This is a genomic window from Nostoc sp. ChiSLP03a, from assembly GCF_034531215.2.
Taxonomy (GTDB): Bacteria; Cyanobacteriota; Cyanobacteriia; order Cyanobacteriales; family Nostocaceae; genus Nostoc.
In genome coordinates, this window is sequence record NZ_JAVRBQ020000057.1 from 1 (window position 1) to 15,458 (window position 15,458).

A 15,458-nucleotide genomic window follows, 5' to 3' on the forward strand; every position below is an offset into this window, starting at 1 on the left:
TCAAGCAAGATTGCTTGGATCACTTTTTGCCGGAGGTCATAACTATAAGGTTTGGGCATCAGTTTCCCAGAGGTTCTACTGGAGCTTTCATCAAGGTCTACTTCCAGTTTATGGCTTAACCGCCTTGGCGGTTGCTATATCTTGAGTATTCTTGAATGATGAAAACTTGTCTGCTGGATTTAGGTTGGTTCTGCTTTTTGACACGAATCAGGCGATTTTGCAGTGCGATCGCCCAAGCAAGACTTTGTGACTTAATATCTTGTAAGTAGGCGTGGAGAGTTTGAGTTTGCCCTAAATAGTCTCTATGAGTTTCGCAGATAATGATGCCGTTGTGAGCAATGCCGCTATTATGTAAGGCAATGAAGTCGTCACGGTTAAGAGTGATGACGATTCGCTGGTTGTGTGTCGCAAAAATTAGAACTTCCTCATCAGGGATACCTTGATTTGCTTGTCCTGCTTCATAGGAAGTTAGAACATCGTAGCCTAACTGGCGCAGTTCTCTGACTATATCCATAGGAAAATTCTCATTAGAGTAAAGCTTAACCGTCATCATCCTCAGTCAACGTGATGATTGCTCGGTCTAATTGTTTTTGGTGCTGTTCATAATAATTCCAGGCAGCTTTTAGATCATCATGGGTTAGGATAGGGTAGTTTCGCAGTAACTCTTCCTCATTTGCTCCCTGTTGGCGAAAAGCCACCAGCGTCCACACAGGGATGCGCGTGTTGCGAATGCGTGGCTGTCCCCCGCAGACACCGACTGTCACTTGAATTGGCTGGCTGGTTAGTCGCTGTTGCAAAAAAATGCGTTCTTCTGGGGTGAGGGATTCGATGATTTGTACTAGTGAATCGACCAATTGCGTGTTCATCATTATTTTATTGATCCCTTTCATCTTTTTGAGCTACCAGCATTGCATTGATATGGGTAAAAATTCTATCTAGTTCGCCAATTTCTTCAAGTTCGATCGCTTCTTCTGGAGTTAGTAAATCAGCTTTTTTGCGTTCTAATAGTTCTTCCATCCGTGCTTGCAGTTCATCATTGAATTTGAACAGGTTAAATTTATCCAGTTTTTCTATTCTGATATTGCCAATCAAGGATGAAGGTCTAGCAATTACAGTTGTCATAGTTAGGGCGATATATTTTATCGATATGTGCTTTTATTTTAGTGTTTTGATAGGTTTTAACTAGTTAATCTTGGATTAAAACTGCGATCGCACCTTAATTATCTGTTTACTGTGTTGACGCTGTTATTGTACAACTGGCTGCGTCTCCATATTTTGATATTTCCGCTAACATCGCCAGCAGCCAGCCCATCTCCATTGGGGGTAAAGGCGACGGAATCAACTCTGTCAAAATGAGTCAGGCTGTGAATTTCTTTACCTGTTGATATTTCCCACAGTTTAATAGTGTTGTCGCTACTACCACTAACGAGAATTTGCCCATCACTACTGATGGCTATGGAATCAACAAAGTCGGAATGACCCCAAAACCAACCTCCAAGAGTGCGAATTTTCTTTCCTGTTGTCACCGACCACAGTTTGATGGTGTTGTCCCAACTACCACTAGCCAGAATTTGCCCATCACTACTAATGGCCACGGAAATAACCGAGTTGGAATGACCAGTGAAGGTGCGAATTTCCCTTCCGGTGGTCACCGACCACAGTTTGATGGTGTTGTCCAAACTACCACTAGCGAGAATTTGCCCATCACTACTGATGGCGATGGAATCAACCGAGGAAGAATGACCACTAAGGGTACGAATTTCCTTTCCGGTGATCACCGACCACAGTTTGATGGTGTTGTCCCAACTACCACTAGCCAGAATTTTCCCATCACTACTGATGGCTACAGAATAAACCGACTCGGAATGACCAGTGAGGGTGCGAATTTCCTTTCCGGTGGTCACCGACCACAGTTTGATAGTCTTGTCATCACTAACACTAGCGAGAATTTGCCCATTACTACTGATGGCTAGGGAATTAACCTCATCGGAATGACCAGTAAGGGTGCGAATTTCCCTTCCTGTTGTCACCGACCACATTTTGATAGTCTTGTCATAACTACCACTGGCGAGAATTTGCCCATCTCTGCTGATGGCTACGGAATAAACAAAGTCGGAATGACCAGTGAGGGTGCGAATTTCCTTTCCTGTTGTCACCGACCACAGTTTGATCGTCTTGTCATGACTACCACTAGCGAGAATTTGACTATCACTACTGATGGCTACGGAATGAACCTTGTCGTAATGACCAGTGAGAGTGTAAAGAAATTCACCTGTAGTTGATGAAAATAAGTGAATAACTTCACCTGCCACACTTGCTAAGATTTCTCCCTTGGGGCTAAGGGCTATTGTGCCAGAAATCCCTGGGATGATGTAGACGCATTCCCAAGATGGGCGTGTATTCGGACGAGATATTACTGGTTGTGTTGGCGGTATGGGACTTGCACCCAACAAATCCAACCACTCCTGCACAGACTGGGGGCGAAACCTATGATTTAGCGCCATCCCCTTCATAATTGCCTCATTCACCCTGTCGCTAACACTGCCATTCAACTCCTTGGGTGCTTGTAGCGTAAAATTTTGCAGCCTAGCTGGTGCTGGCATCGGCAATTGTCCAGTCACTAAAGAATATAACGTAGCTGCGAAGGCGTAAACATCTATATATTCTCCCCGTTGTTCGATGGGTGCATATTGTTCTGGTGGGGCATAACCAGGGGTATGATTCTCTGTATGCTTTAAAACTCCACCAGAAATAAATTGTCTCGCAAGCCCAAAGTCAATTAGCACCGCTTCTGGTTTACCCGCCCGCATCATAATATTACTGGGCTTCAAATCCCGATGCAGCAAGCCTTTCTCATGAACTAATATCAAAGCTTCGCCAATTTGCCTAATATATAGTAGTGCTTCTGCTTCTGGTAACGCCCCTTTTTCGGTTATCAGCTTCCCCAAATCTTCGCCTTCGATGTACTCCATCGCCATACATGGCAAATTACCTTCATCAAAGACGTTTTCTACCTGCACAACGTGAGGATGGCGACACAAAGCCAGTCGCAAAGCTTCATCTCGAAAGTCATGCCGTAATTTATCTTGATCTGGTATCCAGTCAGGATGATTGAGGATTTGTTCTCTGAGGGTTTTGATGACTCGCAACTCGCCGCCTCGATTTTTAGCGAGATAGGTAATACCAACTCCACCCTCGCCCAATTTTCTCTCGATAATGTAGCGACTACCAAATAACTCCTGCCCTGGATTCCACGCCATTGGTCAAAACCGTAGTTTTACTGATATTTTATTTTGACATACGCAAAACTCAGTCTCATAGGCGGAAGATTTAAGTTGCTGTGGATGGAGCCTACAATAGCAATATATTCAATCGCCACAAACCTATGACAACCGTAGTAGTTAAACCCTCATCCTGGCTAACGACTGGTATCAAAGTCGAAAAAGTCAATAATCTTAATCTGTTTAAGTTTACAGACGAATTGGGTTTGCGGATGCAAGAACTCCTAGATAGAAAAAAAGCAGACTCTCTGACACTAGAAGAAGCATTTGAGTTGGAAGCTATTGGAGAATTAGACATGATTTTTAGCTATATCAATGCGGTGATTGCTTCTCAGAGATGACAATTCCTAATAATATGCAAGAGTTGGTTCGTAAACGTGCTAACTTCAAGTGTGAATACTGCCATTATCCTGAATCCTTAAGCACTTCTCCTCTGACAATCGATCATATTTATCCACAATCTCTAGGTGGTTTCGATGATGTGAATAATTTGGCTTTAGCTTGTCGTCGCTGTAACGAACGTCATTATAATTTTACAGTTGGAATCGATCCAGAAACTCAGCAAGAAGTCGCCTTATTTAATCCCCGTCAGCAACAGTGGTGTGAACACTTCATTTGGTCAGCAGACGCTACACAAGTTATTGGAATTACTTCCACAGGTCGGGCAACTTGTAATAGATTAGACTTGAACGATCTACGCCGTAGCGATCGCTTTATTCAAAAATCTCGTCAGCTTTGGGTTAAAGGAGGTTTCCATCCCTCTTTTGAAGATCCGCGACAGGAAAACCTACAATAAGCAGTGTATTCAATTGTAATAATATTTATGGCGATCGCACCTATTAAACCCTCATCCTGGCTAGAGAAAGGTATTAAAATTGAAAAAGTCAGTAATATTAATCTATTTAAAATTACAGACGAATTATCAAATCGGATGCAAGAACTTGTTGATAAGAAAACAGTTAATTCTCAGACACCAGAAGAAGAGGCGGAACTGGAAGCAATTGGTGAATTAGTGATCATTGTTACCTACATCAATGGGATGATTGCTAATGAAGCGCAAGAATCCAACGATCCAGAAAACAGGGACATGGGAGTAGACAGAAATTAATCCAATAATCCTATCTAATTTGTGAAAATTTACACTGTTCAGATCCCCGACTTTTTAAAAAAGTCGGGGATCTAATTAGGGTTTATTGCATGAGAATTTGCCGGATTAAAATATTCATTACCTCATCTGGGTTGCCAGTTGGTACCAGTGGACTCCAATCCCCTACGCTGGCGTAGCCAATTACTTGCAAATAGTGAATTGTACTGGTAACAGCTTTGGTTGAACCAATCAATATATGCTTAATCGGTTCTCTCTTGGGAAATGGCTGTTCAGTTGATTGTTTGACAGTAGGTGTATCTAAATATTCACCTAAGAACTGCTTTAACTTTGACTGGGCGGAATCTTCTTCTTGTGCCATGATTGTATTTATCTCCTGATAAGGGGGCCAGATAAGGGCGATCGCATTCATCTTTTGCGGGATTGAGCGATCGCCTTTATCATAGTTTTATTCCAATGTATAAAATTATACTTTTTGACTATGAATTCAAAAATTTATATCAATAATTCCGAAATTTTAATGTCAATAAATTAGGTCTAATTCGAGTTATTTAAGATTTTATTGCTATAAAAAAATGCTAGATTTAGCAAATTTTTAACTAAACCTAGCAATCCTAAATTATTTACAAGAAGTCTAATCTTTAGGTTCAATTCCTGCCGCTCGCAATTGTGCTGCTAGTCGTTCGGCGCGTTGTTGTTCTTGTTCGGCGCGTTGGCGTTCTTGTTCGGCGCGTTGGCGTTCCTGTTCGGCTAACTCAGAACCCCAAGGTAAAAGGTTTCCTTGTTCATCCCACCACCGTAACCAATTTCCTGGGCGATTTTCACGAGTACCTTGCCACACCCCAAGGTAAAGATTCATTTCTGCTATCCAGTAGCGTTGATTTTCATCAGGCTCTTGCAAAATGTATTGTTCTGTATTCTGCAAGCGATATATCTCAAAACTGCCGCTGTCTGGCTCAAAAATAATGTAGTTTGGTACTTTTAAGATGCGCTCGTAGAAAAACCATTTTCCTGGGGGATATGTCGCTTTGATAGAATATTCTGTCTCCTGTGTATCGGAAACAAATTCCATCACAATTACGGGAATGTCACCTTGTAATTGAGGTGTATAACTGCGTATTACTTCTTCTCTACTAACATTAATTTTGGCAATGAAAGCCCAATCAGGAGCTTTAATGACCATTTTGTTGTTTAGAGTGGCACAAATGCCGTAATTAGTTGTTGTTAGGACGTTAGCTGAAATTTTTCCGGCTAATTGTAGGCTTTCTGTAAGTGCAGCAGCTAAGGCTGGTTGGTTGATGTTATCCACTGGATCGCCGGGGAGTTTGTAATCGTCGGGTAGTTTTTCCCAAGTGATTTGGTAGTCTTGAGTGAGGGTTGTCATAATGGGTTTTCCTTTAGAATTGGGCGTTTGTCATTTGTCATTTGTCATTTGGCATAGGGTATTAGTTATTATTATTCTTCTCTGCCCCTTGCCCTCTGCTTCCCTGCTCCCTCATCTCCCCAGTCCCCACTCCCCAGTACCCAGTACCCAGTAGTTACTCATCTTCATCGGGTTCTAAATCGTCGGCTGTCAATTCTTGATGAGGAATGGCGGCAATAATCGCATCTATTACTTTGGCAACGGGTAAAATCTCGATATCAAGATCGGGGAATTTTTGTCCTTTAGGGACGATCGCTCTTTTAAATCCCAACTTAGCAGCTTCTTTTAACCGCAGTTCCATTTGGGAAACCGATCGCACTTGTCCACCTAAGCCAACTTCACCGATTAATACTGTACCGGGATCGACGATGCGATCGCGGAAACTAGCGACAATTGCGATCGCAATTCCCAAATCTACTGCTGGTTCTTCCACATTCAACCCACCCGCAGAAGCAACGTAGGAATCTAATTTAGACATGGGAATTCCCACCCGTTTTTCTAAGACGGCAAGAATTTGCACCAAGCGGTTGTAATCTACACCAGTACCAGCACGACGGGGTGAGGGGTAGCTGGTGGGACTCACCAAAGCTTGCAATTCTACAACGATCGGGCGAGTGCCTTCGCAAGCTACCACAATGGCAGTACCGGGTGCGGGATCGTCACGGTTGCCTAAAAATAGCTCTGAGGGATTGGAGACTTCTCGCAATCCATCTGTCACCATTTCAAAGATGCCGATTTCGTGAGTTGCGCCGAAACGGTTTTTGACTGTCCGTAATAACCGATGGGAAGCAAAGCGATCGCCTTCAAAATACAACACTGTATCGACTAAATGTTCTAAAACTTTTGGCCCTGCGATCGCTCCTTCTTTGGTGACGTGTCCCACAATCAGCATGGTAATATCTTCGTGCTTCGCCACCTTCATCAGTGCTGCGGTACATTCTCGTACCTGAGCTACTGAACCTGGTGCAGAAGTCAGCGCTGGAAAAAACACTGTTTGGATACTATCAATTACCGCCACATTTGGTTTTAGAGAGTCTATTTCCCGTAAAATTTCTTCTAAATCTGTTTCTGGCAGTACATATAAATCTGCACCTATACTGTCAGGGTCTATAGAAATCGTAGTATCTTCTAGTACTACTGTTACCTTCTCCTCGTTTACCATATCTAGGGGTTTTGATACTCCCAACCGAGAAGCTCGTAATTTTACCTGCTGTCCTGATTCTTCACCAGTTACATAAAGAATGCGGTATTTCTGTGCTAATTGATTAGATACTTGCAATAATAAAGTCGATTTCCCAATACCTGGATCGCCACCAATCAGCACCATAGAGCCAGGGACAACCCCACCTCCAAGTACTCGATCTAATTCTCCATAACCAGACTCCCAGCGAGCGATTTGGCGATCGGTAATTTGGTTAAATGTTAAGGAGGCTCGCGCTTTAGCTGGTTTAGCGTGAGATTTACCATTGCCTTGAGTTGATTGCCAACCACTCACTCCCCCCCGACTGGGTACATCTACTGAGGATTGAATCGAAATTTGTTCTTCTAGAGAGTTGTAAGTACCGCAAGCTGGACACTTACCAAACCATTGGGGCGATTCTGCTCCACATTCATTACAAACAAAAAAGGTTTTTGGCTTTGCCATTCTTAAATCTTATTAAATAATCTTAATATTTACTTAATTCTTGAAAAAAACTAAAAACTAATAATATGTGGTATTTAGAGCTTTTTCCAAATCAATTCATGGAATGATATCTTAATATTATGGTATTAAAAATTAATCATGTAAATTTTTAGTCAAGGAGCCTAGAGAAACTTGGAAAGCCATAAAGAAAAAATCTTGGTGGTAGACGACGAAGCCAGCATTCGCCGGATTTTGGAAACACGCCTTTCCATGATTGGCTACGATGTAGTGACCGCTGGCGACGGGGAAGAAGCTTTGGATACTTTTCGCAAAACTGAGCCTGACCTAGTAGTTTTAGATGTAATGATGCCAAAGCTAGACGGCTATGGTGTATGTCAAGAACTACGAAAAGAATCAGATGTCCCCATTATTATGCTAACAGCTTTGGGTGATGTCGCCGATCGCATCACCGGCTTAGAATTGGGTGCTGATGACTATGTAGTTAAACCATTTTCCCCCAAGGAGCTAGAAGCCCGGATTCGCTCGGTGCTACGGCGAGTAGATAAAAACGGTGCTTCTGGAATTCCCAGTTCTGGGGTAATTCATGTCGCGAATATTAAAATCGATACGAATAAGCGACAAGTCTACAAAGGCGATGAGCGGATTCGATTGACGGGTATGGAGTTCAGCTTGTTAGAGTTGTTAGTCAGTCGCTCTGGAGAAGCTTTTTCTCGTTCGGAAATTTTGCAGGAAGTATGGGGTTATACACCAGAACGTCATGTAGATACCCGCGTAGTAGATGTGCATATATCGCGTTTGCGGGCAAAATTAGAAGACGATCCTAGCAACCCAGAATTGATTCTTACCGCGCGGGGTACTGGTTATCTTTTCCAGCGGATTATTGAACCAGGGGAAGAGTGAGGAGATGAGGTAGGGGGGCAGGGGAGCAGGGGAGCAGGGGGCAGAGGAAAATAATAATAACTAATGCCCCATGCCCAATGACAAATGACAAATGACAAATGACAAATGACTAAACCCGATCCTAATCGCGTTTTGCGGCGTCTACCCATTGTTGTAGGTGGTCTAGGCGCTGTACTTTTATTGATTAACCGTTTATTAACACCGGAATTAACCCAGTCTCAATCGCGTGGTGATGTAGTGGGCGTGATTTTGAGTGCGGTGTTAATTTTGACGGGTTTAATTTGGCAACAAGTTCAGCCGCGATCGCCTGATACTGTAGAACTAATTGGAGAAGAAGGTTTTGTACTCGCACCAGATTTACCCGAAGCTGTAAAAACAGAGCTAGCCTGGGCATCTCATTTATTGTTGACTAATACAGTAACGCGATCGCTTGTGGTTTTTTATCAAGGTAAAGTTTTGCTGCGTCGCGGGATTCTGGGTACTAAATCTGAGGTTATGCCAGGAGTAATCTTAAAACAGGTACTCGAAAAACAAAAGCCGATTTATTTGGTTGCTCTAAAAATATATCCAGGTAGGCTTGAATTTGATTATTTACCAGAAAATACTCAAGGTGTCATTTGTCAACCTATTGGCAACCAAGGTGCATTAATTTTGGGAGCAAATGCTCCTCGCAGTTATACCAAACAAGATGAAAACTGGATTGCAGGAATTGCTGATAAATTAGCCGTTACTCTTAGCTCAAATTTATCCAACCAAACGACTTAATCTAAATTTAGGTTTGTCATCTGTGAGAATAACTCGTAATTTGTAATTACTACCTCAAATTGACTTGTTCGTATTTACAAGTTAATTACGAATTACAGCATAAGCCTTGGTAGTTAGGACATCAACAGACGATAAAACTTAAACACAAAAAGGCTTTTCACCCAGTCCCCAGTCCCCAGTCCCCAGTCCTTGCTATATTAATTCACCAAGAAGTCAAAAAATTCCAACCTTCCTTTTCATCTAGTGTCTTTGCTTCTTTTTCTTCTAGTTCTGCCGCTGTCTTTAGATTTGTCTGTTGAATTAAATTATCATAAGCTCCTGAATCAACCCATTTTAATAATTCGCCAGCCCGCATAACTATCCAAGAAAGCCCAGGCTCTGTATAGCTTAATATTTTAGTGACTTTATCCACGCTATCAAAGTTATTGGATGCAAACTCACGAGCTTGCATGAGGAAATCTTCAATTACAGCACTAGTCAAGTACTCATCTGGTAAACCCGCAAGTTTCATCAGTGTAGTAGTTGCTACGTCAATATCCTGACAAGCAAGCATTGCAGCCCGATCGGCAGTGAACCTAGCCATCATTCGCCAATTATACAAACCTAGTTCCATTCCGCCAGCTACCAAGCCACCAACTCCCAGTGTGGTACTGCTCAACAAATTTTTCAAAGTTGGCATAACAATTGCCATTTGGTGATACACCATGTGCTGACTTTTGATGCGAGCGACTTCATGTCCGAAAATGTAAAGCAACTCATCTACGCCAAGCCACTCCATTGCATCTAAATTGATACCGACAATGGGTTTTTCTACGCCAACAATGTAGCTTTGAATGTGACCTGTGCCTCGAAATAGATACAATTCAGGAAGTGGAGCAACATCAAGAATTTGGCAGGTTTCTACAAATGCTTGATGTAATTCGGGAAAATTACGGGGTGAAATTCTGATTTCACTACCAAGACTTTGCAGTCTGAGTAAGCGATCGATGCCGTATTCGTTAATTTTTTTGAGTAGCAAAGAGACACCGGGCATATTTTGTAAAGAAGCCAAGGCTTTGCGATCGAAGGGGTGTTCGTAGGCTTCCGAACTTAGTCCAGTTAATATTTTTCTCGTCATGGGTTTTGAGCTTTTTAATAGCAGTTTAGAAGCATTAGGCAAACTTACACCACAGTGTACTAAGTATTTTTCGCTATCTTACCCAGATAGAATATACAGTAGGGCGCACAGATGTGCGCCTTTATGAGAAAATTTGGAAATTTACAATTAATCTATGCAAATTATTTATTGGCTATTAGTTGCTGTAATGGTTGTGGGTATTATTGGTGCTGTAGTTCCAGCCATTCCTGGTAGCAGCTTAATTTTAATTGCAATTATTGTCTGGGGCATCGTTAGTAGTTCCTTTGCAGCTATCAAGATTCCACTAATTGTGACAATTATAGTTTTACTGCTCAGTGTCGGAGTAGATTTTTTAGCTAGCTATGTAGGAGCAAAACAAGCTGGAGCTAGCAAGTGGGGGCAAATTGGCGCAATTGTTGGTTTGGTGGTAGGATTTTTGGGATTATTGCCAACTTTACCTTTTGGGGGGCCACTGTTAGGAATTTTACTAGGCCCGCTTTTGGGAGCAATTATTGGTGAGTATCTTTACCGACGCGAATTTGGGTTAGCGGTTAAAGCAGGTATAGGAATTGTAGTTGGGTCTTTGGTTGGAAATTTGATTCAAGGGTTGTTAGCGATCGCCGCAGTTGTAGTTTTTGTTATCACAACCTGGCCACAGGTATATGGCTCTTAGCATTTAAAAAATCTGACAGATTTGAGAACAGTATTATATAGCTAGTAATTAGCTAGTTTGTTATAAACATTCAATTTGATCGCCAAGACTATCCATAGTAAACAAATACAGCGGTTCCTCCCATTTATTCTATGAGAGGAACCGTTTCACTAAATACTGGCAACTAGAAATATTAGATACTTTGTATACTTGATCGCTCTAAAATCTATTTAAGCAAGATAAGTATAATAATATACTTTTAAATCGGTTTACGTAAATATTTTTTATGAAAGTCAGAGCTATTGCCCATAATTTAAACCCTAGAAAGTAAGAGATATACGAAGTGCAGATATGTAAGAAATTAAAATTTTATGAAGACTATTTGTTAATTGAAGATGTGATGAAGACCACTCAGTAAATATTGCAGGTTCTAAATCTATGTGATTTTATGGAGATAAGAAATACATCACGCAAATTTCGCTTTCACTGACAGTATTTTAAATAGATTACTGATAGTAAAGGTTAAGCAATCAATTTCTCTGTTCCAGGTTATTATTAGGACTCTCAAACACTCATGATTAATTTTAAATCTAAATTACTAAACGCTACTCTGGCTGCTAGTTTTGCAATCCCCTTGGCTACTGCTGGGATGTTTACATCTGCTGGTTCGGCTCAAGCTGTAACCTTGAACGGAAGTATTGGTCTTACTGGTACATCTCTCGTTCCTAATGATGGAGTCAATCCAGCTACTACTAGTATTAAATTTGTCGATATTGATGGTATTGATACTGATGGTGATTTTACAGCTTTCTTACCAAGCTTATCAGGCACAGGTATTACCATTAACACTCTAAATTTAACCAAGATAGCTAATATATCAAGCACAACAGCCACATATTCTACAGGTGTATACACCCCGTTCATTAATTTCGGTTCGCGAACCTTGGGTAGTACTACTGCGCTTCTGACCTTTGATCTAGATGATTCTGTAGTTACCAGAACTCGGAAATCGGCTACCAACATTAATGACGTAATATTGGATGGGATTACGGGGAAATTTAATTTCAATGGAAAAACTATTGGGGTTGGCAATTTGGGTGCTTCTCTCAATGGAAAAACAAGCGAGTACCACTTAACTCTCGAAGCAGTTAGCGTTCCTGAGCCAACCACAATGCTAGGTTTAGGTTTAGTTGGTGCTGGCATGGTTATGTCTCGCCGCCGCAAAAGTGCCATTCAATAGTCCTATCCTAAATATAAAAAAGTTACTTTTAATTGCTAAAAGTAACTCTAATTAATCTATTTCGATCTGGCTGGAATGCAAATTCTCCCAACCAGGTCGAATTTTTTATACTGCCAGATAAATCTATATGAATGGTGAATTTTCTTATCCTTATACCAATTCAATTAATGATTGCAACACATTCTTGGGTAAAGACGCGACGCCAGTCGCTACAACGGGGAGGCAGCGCGGTCTTGGGGGTTTCCCCCATGAGCGACTGCCGTGGGAACCCTCGCAACGCGCTGGCTCATGAATCGCGTCTCTACAAATGGTCTATTTGTCGCATTCTTTTTTCAAATTGGTATTAGATAGACTTAAACAGACTGCAAAGATTGTTTCGCTTCGCTTGCGATCGCATCTACTTCATCATTAGCCAGAGTTTCTAATATAGATTTGGCTTCTGGATTACCCAAACGAGCCAAGGCTTGTACAAGTCTGTAACGAATTTGCCAATCTGGGTTGGTAGCATAGGGAGCCAAGAGAGGAATTGCTTGTACATCTCCCAAGTCACCCAAAGAACTAATAGCAGCAGTTTGGACTAACTCGTTTTCTGATGAGAGTGCCTCTTTGAGTAGTTCAAAGGCTCGCGGATCGCCCAACTCTCCTAATGTAGCAATAATACTGAATTGTATTAGCCATTCACCGGTTGTATGATAAAGCTGCTGTAAATCTTCAAAAGCTTCACGCAACTTTAGAGCGCCTAAACAGTCTGCTGCTGCTGCTTGTACATCTACTTCGGAGTCATGAAGCAAGCGATCGCGCAAGATATCCAAGGATAACTGTAAATTTTGGGTTCCAAGTGTATCCATTTGACTCACTGCTGAGTAACGAACACGGGAATTGCGATCGCCAATAGCACTTTGAATTAATTCAAAGCCAACCGCAGGTTCCAATTCGCGGATTTGATTTACAGCACGTAAGCGATCGCCTAAATCCTCAGAACTGAGCAATTGCTTAACAGACTCCGGAGTAATACTCATTTAGTTATCCTTGATTTTCAAATGTATAAAAAAGAGTCAAAAGTCAACAGTTAAGTATCAAGAACTCATGACTAATGACTAATGACTGCTGACTAATCTTGACTAGCAGCCATAGCCCGAATAACATCACCACGAGTCAGGATACCAATTACTTGACCTGTACTATCAAGTACTGGCAAGCGGTGAACGCTGCGATCGTGCATGATTGTAGCTGCTTCTTTTAAAGTTTTATCAGGGGAAATAGCGATCGGGTTTTTACTCATCACCTCCCCAACAGTTTGCCCTAGAGCCTTGTGCAAATCACGGTCATACGTAGCAGGATTTTTTAAATAGATAACACTGTCAAGAAACATAATGTACGCAGGTGGAGTAACACCAGTTTCTTGCCACATCAAATCGGTTTCCGAGATAATGCCTACCAATTTACCAAGATCGTCCACAACAGGTAGTCCGCTGATATGGCGTTCTGCGAGAATTTGAATAGCTTCCTTGAGTGGAGTTTCCTCCCGGACAACAATAGGATCGCGGCTCATCACATCGGCAACGGTTTTAGGCATTTATTTGCTGACACCTTAAATCAAAGTCCCTGCGCCTATTGTAGAAAATTGCGGGACTCAACCTGATGCAATTAATAGATTGTTACGGGATTAGTCATTTGTCATTTGTCATTTGTCATTGGGCACTTGGATTGAGCATAGCGTCTTGTAGAGAAGCCGTTGGCGCAGCCTCTCCAAGAGTTGTATTGGGCATTGGTTATTAATTATTCTCCTCTGCTCCTCTGCACCCCTTCTCCCTCTGCTTCTTTCTTAGCCCCTACTTCCTTTCAATGCAGCAATAATTTGAGTATTTGCTTTCGGAAAAGTAAAATGTTCCAGTTCTTCCAAATTTACCCAGCGAATTTCATCGGATTCTAAAGGTTGGGGGATACCTGTAAGATGGCGGCAGTGATGTACTGTGAGGGTAACGCGCAAGTTTGTATAGCTGTGGTCAATAGTAATCAGATGCTCTCCCACTTCAATTACTATTCCCAGTTCTTCGGAAATTTCTCGTTGAATACACTCTTGGATGGTTTCACCAGGCTCTATTTTACCACCAGGAAATTCCCACAAACCACCCATTGCTCCTTCTGGACGACGGCGGTCAATTAAAATTTGCTTTTGGTCATTCCAAATTACTGCAACACCAATGATTTTATGGGGTGGGAAAGAACTAGTTTCACTCATAGTTGAATGGCGAGTAGGGAAAAATTCCTGAATTTTGATTCTTGACTAATAACAAAACTCGGCAGATTAGTTGTAACTCTGCCGAGTTTAAATTTATTGCAAAGGTCATTTAGCACTGTTCGTTTATCCACAAATGTGCATTAATCATTTATAAATACGCCTTTAATATCGTGTCCGGTTAAAACTTATTATTAAGACCGCAGAAGTTTAGAGAAAGGAAATTTTTATACTTTCTGCATAGTTCAGCAATTATAACTAACTAGGCATATATCATATAATTGATTGAACTAATCAAAAAACTACAGAAGTTCACAGAGAGGCGAAATCAAAGACTCCGCGTTACTCTGCGTCAACCTCCGCGTTCCTCTGCGTTTAAATCTCAACCTTAATTCTTCACTATTTTGGATATTTGACAAAACTTAGTTGATACATATTTGGGAATTAGCGGCAAAGATTTCGCAGAGACTTATTTTCAATTTATATCGCTGTAACTTTGACTAGCTATCAGCCCAACTATGTTGAATTTCCCAAATTTTAAATTTCTAATCAACATCACTGTTGTTAGTTTCAGATCCTTGTAGAGCCATTTCAAAATTCATTCTCTGTTCAGCGTTACGCAAGAAATAACCACTAATCATCGCCGAAGCAAGAAGTCTACCTAGATTTTCCCGATTTGTAGTGACAGTAACACCAAAGTGTTCTGAAGGTAGATTACCTAATAGTCCTGTAATATTTCGTTCCATCACCTGAAAGACTTCGGCAGACGTGGGTTTGGATAGCTGGGTAACTGTCTCTGGACTCAAGGATTTAACGTACTGCCATAGTAAATCGTTAGTTTCTGCTTCACTATTAAAAAATTCTGAGACACGATTGGATGGGTTACTCATTTTTTAGCTCCTTAACTACCACTATTAGCTGCGGTGCTTGTGATTTGAATATTAAATGTTTGTTTTGGATTTGACTTAGTTATTTTGTCTTCCTGTCAACTAATGTAACAGCCAAGCGTCAGAGTGGAAGTAGGTGTAACCGTACCAAAGTCAGCGTATTTTCTCACCAATTGGTCAGTAGTCATTGGTCTTTAGTCCTTT

General features: G+C 41.4%; 19 protein-coding genes. 7 read left to right on the forward strand and 12 right to left on the reverse strand.

Annotated elements, in window-relative coordinates; translation table 11 throughout:
* Positions 1-115: 115 nt before the first annotated feature.
* The 4 genes from RMY32_RS09600 to RMY32_RS09615 all read right to left on the reverse strand — a co-directional run bounded on the left by RMY32_RS09600 (position 116) and on the right by RMY32_RS09615 (position 3,260).
* A complete protein-coding gene (locus RMY32_RS09600; protein ID WP_322710893.1) occupies positions 116-553 on the reverse strand; it encodes a DUF5615 family PIN-like protein in 438 nt (145 codons plus the stop codon).
* Positions 540-869 carry a DUF433 domain-containing protein gene (locus RMY32_RS09605; protein WP_322710894.1) on the reverse strand — a complete coding sequence of 110 codons (330 nt, stop codon included), beginning with the start codon at positions 867-869 and terminating at the stop codon, positions 540-542. Before RMY32_RS09605 ends, RMY32_RS09600 begins: the two co-directional genes overlap by 14 nt.
* A gap of 4 nt (positions 870-873) precedes the next feature.
* A complete protein-coding gene (locus tag RMY32_RS09610) occupies positions 874-1,122 on the reverse strand; it encodes a hypothetical protein (protein WP_322710895.1) in 249 nt (82 codons plus the stop codon).
* 98 nt (positions 1,123-1,220) lie between these two features.
* Positions 1,221-3,260, reverse strand: a complete 2,040-nt coding sequence (locus RMY32_RS09615) for a protein kinase domain-containing protein (RefSeq protein ID WP_322710896.1) — start codon at positions 3,258-3,260, stop codon at positions 1,221-1,223.
* A gap of 125 nt (positions 3,261-3,385) precedes the next feature.
* On the opposite strand from RMY32_RS09615, the gene RMY32_RS09620 reads away from it, so the two are divergent.
* The 3 genes from RMY32_RS09620 to RMY32_RS09630 are packed head-to-tail and all read left to right on the forward strand — an operon-like array spanning position 3,386 to position 4,389.
* The gene (locus RMY32_RS09620) at positions 3,386-3,622 is read left to right on the forward strand and encodes a hypothetical protein (protein WP_322710897.1); all 237 of its coding nucleotides are present in this window, start codon (positions 3,386-3,388) and stop codon (positions 3,620-3,622) included.
* Complete coding sequence (locus RMY32_RS09625; protein ID WP_322710898.1) at positions 3,619-4,077, forward strand: HNH endonuclease signature motif containing protein; 459 nt, start codon at positions 3,619-3,621, stop codon at positions 4,075-4,077. Before RMY32_RS09620 ends, RMY32_RS09625 begins: the two co-directional genes overlap by 4 nt.
* Positions 4,078-4,080: 3 nt before the next feature.
* Complete coding sequence (locus RMY32_RS09630) at positions 4,081-4,389, forward strand: hypothetical protein (RefSeq protein ID WP_322710899.1); 309 nt, start codon at positions 4,081-4,083, stop codon at positions 4,387-4,389.
* An 82-nt stretch (positions 4,390-4,471) separates the two neighbouring features.
* Here the strand turns inward: RMY32_RS09630 and RMY32_RS09635 are convergent, their stop codons facing one another.
* The 3 genes from RMY32_RS09635 to radA form a co-directional block, all read right to left on the reverse strand.
* On the reverse strand, positions 4,472-4,747 hold the full coding sequence (locus RMY32_RS09635) for a hypothetical protein (RefSeq protein ID WP_322710900.1): 276 nt from the start codon (positions 4,745-4,747) through the stop codon (positions 4,472-4,474).
* A 273-nt stretch (positions 4,748-5,020) separates the two neighbouring features.
* Positions 5,021-5,770 carry a Uma2 family endonuclease gene (locus RMY32_RS09640; RefSeq protein ID WP_322710901.1) on the reverse strand — a complete coding sequence of 250 codons (750 nt, stop codon included), beginning with the start codon at positions 5,768-5,770 and terminating at the stop codon, positions 5,021-5,023.
* Between the two features lie 154 nt (positions 5,771-5,924).
* Positions 5,925-7,454 carry a DNA repair protein RadA gene (gene radA, locus RMY32_RS09645; protein WP_322710902.1) on the reverse strand — a complete coding sequence of 510 codons (1,530 nt, stop codon included), beginning with the start codon at positions 7,452-7,454 and terminating at the stop codon, positions 5,925-5,927.
* A 171-nt stretch (positions 7,455-7,625) separates the two neighbouring features.
* On the opposite strand from radA, the gene rpaB reads away from it, so the two are divergent.
* Together rpaB and RMY32_RS09655 are read left to right on the forward strand one after the other, a co-directional pair.
* The gene (rpaB, locus tag RMY32_RS09650; RefSeq protein WP_292866575.1) at positions 7,626-8,354 is read left to right on the forward strand and encodes a response regulator transcription factor RpaB; all 729 of its coding nucleotides are present in this window, start codon (positions 7,626-7,628) and stop codon (positions 8,352-8,354) included.
* A gap of 105 nt (positions 8,355-8,459) precedes the next feature.
* Positions 8,460-9,119, forward strand: a complete 660-nt coding sequence (locus tag RMY32_RS09655) for a cofactor assembly of complex C subunit B (RefSeq protein WP_322710903.1) — start codon at positions 8,460-8,462, stop codon at positions 9,117-9,119.
* Between the two features lie 202 nt (positions 9,120-9,321).
* Here RMY32_RS09655 and RMY32_RS09660 read toward each other — a convergent pair whose 3' ends face one another.
* Entirely contained in the window at positions 9,322-10,236 is a 915-nt protein-coding gene (locus RMY32_RS09660; RefSeq protein WP_322710904.1) for a M48 family metallopeptidase, read from the reverse strand.
* Positions 10,237-10,390: 154 nt separating this feature from the next.
* Between RMY32_RS09660 and RMY32_RS09665 the strand changes: the two genes are divergently transcribed.
* Together RMY32_RS09665 and RMY32_RS09670 are read left to right on the forward strand one after the other, a co-directional pair.
* Entirely contained in the window at positions 10,391-10,909 is a 519-nt protein-coding gene (locus RMY32_RS09665) for a DUF456 domain-containing protein (protein ID WP_322687717.1), read from the forward strand.
* A 553-nt stretch (positions 10,910-11,462) separates the two neighbouring features.
* Complete coding sequence (locus RMY32_RS09670) at positions 11,463-12,128, forward strand: PEP-CTERM sorting domain-containing protein (protein WP_322710905.1); 666 nt, start codon at positions 11,463-11,465, stop codon at positions 12,126-12,128.
* Between the two features lie 353 nt (positions 12,129-12,481).
* Here RMY32_RS09670 and nblB read toward each other — a convergent pair whose 3' ends face one another.
* From nblB to RMY32_RS09690, 4 genes are all read right to left on the reverse strand, one after another.
* Positions 12,482-13,147 carry a phycobilisome degradation protein NblB gene (nblB, locus tag RMY32_RS09675; RefSeq protein WP_322710906.1) on the reverse strand — a complete coding sequence of 222 codons (666 nt, stop codon included), beginning with the start codon at positions 13,145-13,147 and terminating at the stop codon, positions 12,482-12,484.
* A gap of 92 nt (positions 13,148-13,239) precedes the next feature.
* Positions 13,240-13,704, reverse strand: coding sequence for a CBS domain-containing protein (locus RMY32_RS09680; protein WP_322669771.1), 465 nt, complete (start codon positions 13,702-13,704; stop codon positions 13,240-13,242).
* A gap of 249 nt (positions 13,705-13,953) precedes the next feature.
* The gene (gene mutT, locus RMY32_RS09685; protein ID WP_322710907.1) at positions 13,954-14,370 is read right to left on the reverse strand and encodes an 8-oxo-dGTP diphosphatase MutT; all 417 of its coding nucleotides are present in this window, start codon (positions 14,368-14,370) and stop codon (positions 13,954-13,956) included.
* Positions 14,371-14,912: 542 nt separating this feature from the next.
* Complete coding sequence (locus RMY32_RS09690) at positions 14,913-15,257, reverse strand: DUF760 domain-containing protein (RefSeq protein WP_322669773.1); 345 nt, start codon at positions 15,255-15,257, stop codon at positions 14,913-14,915.
* Positions 15,258-15,458: the final 201 nt, after the last annotated feature.